At 73.5% G+C, this 1,095-nt stretch carries 1 protein-coding gene and 1 pseudogene; one reads left to right on the forward strand and one right to left on the reverse strand.

From position 1 onward, the window contains the following. Positions 1-736, reverse strand: a pseudogene (locus x551_RS22570) (ATP-dependent DNA helicase RecG); the annotation flags it as partial. 49 nt (positions 737-785) lie between these two features. On the opposite strand from x551_RS22570, the gene x551_RS22575 reads away from it, so the two are divergent. Next, positions 786-1,095 (forward strand): S-adenosylmethionine:tRNA ribosyltransferase-isomerase (locus tag x551_RS22575; RefSeq protein WP_036251890.1); only part of this gene is annotated, 310 nt, incomplete at its 3' end.

A 1,095-nucleotide genomic window follows, 5' to 3' on the forward strand; every position in this document is an offset into this window, starting at 1 on the left:
GCGGCGGCGCGCGCAGCGCGGCGCGCTCGCGCTGTGCCTGCAGCTGCGACAGCTGCTGGGCCAGCAGCTCGTCGAACTTCAGCCGCTGCCAGGCCGGGTGGCTGTGGTCCTCCAGCGTCGCCAGCATCACCTCGGGCGCCGGGTGGTGCAGAAACAGCAGGGCCTGCTTCAGGCTCGGCAAGCCGGCCGGCACGCTGCCGGGCGGCAGCAACTCATCGAGCGGCGCGCGTGTCAGCGCCGAGCTCACCGCCTTGCGCAGGTAGGCCTGAGGCAGCTGCGCGCTGGCCGGGTAGACCGGCGTCAGCGCGGTGGCCAGCGGCGTGTCGTCGTTCACCGCCTTGAAGCTGGGGTGCACCATCTCGCGGCCGAGGAAACCGCCGCGCAACTCGCCGCGCACGCGCAGGCGCGCGCCGACCGCCAGCGTCTTCTGGTGCGAGGGGTAGAAGTGCAGGAAGCGCAGCACCAGCTCGTCGCTGTCATCGGCCAGCCGCACGATGAGCTGGCGGCGCGGTCGCAGCTCGACGCGGCTGTCGCGCACGCGGCCCTCGACCTGCACCGTCTCGCCCTCGTGCGCCGCGGCGATCGGCGTGACGCGCGTCTCGTCCTCGTAGCGCAGCGGCAGGTGCAGCGCGAGGTCGATGTCGCGCACCAGGCCGAGCTTCTCCATCGCCCGTGCCGGGCCCGACTTCGCCGGAGCGGCGGCGGCGGGCGGTGCGGAGCGCGAGGCCTGGGGCATGGAACAATTCTGCCTTCTGCCCTCGTCAGGCCGGTCCAGCCTGCACGCCATGTCCGACGCCCCCGCTCATCCCCTCACCGTTGCCGATTTCGACTTCGCGTTGCCGCCGGAGCTGATCGCCCAGCATCCGGCGCCCGAGCGCAGCGGCTCGCGCCTGCTCGACGGCCGCGGCGACACGCCGCTCGACCGCCGCTTCCGTGAACTGCCGTCGCTGCTGTCGCCCGGCGACCTGCTGGTGTTCAACGACACGCGCGTCATCAAGGCGCGGCTGTACGGCCGCAAGGCCAGCGGCGGCGGCGTCGAGGCGCTGGTCGAGCGCGTGCTGCCCGGCACGCAAGAGGTGTGGGCGCACCTGCGCG

Origin of the sequence: Methylibium sp. T29 (genome assembly GCF_000576205.1) — a bacterium.
Classification (GTDB): Bacteria; Pseudomonadota; Gammaproteobacteria; order Burkholderiales; family Burkholderiaceae_C; genus Methylibium; species Methylibium petroleiphilum.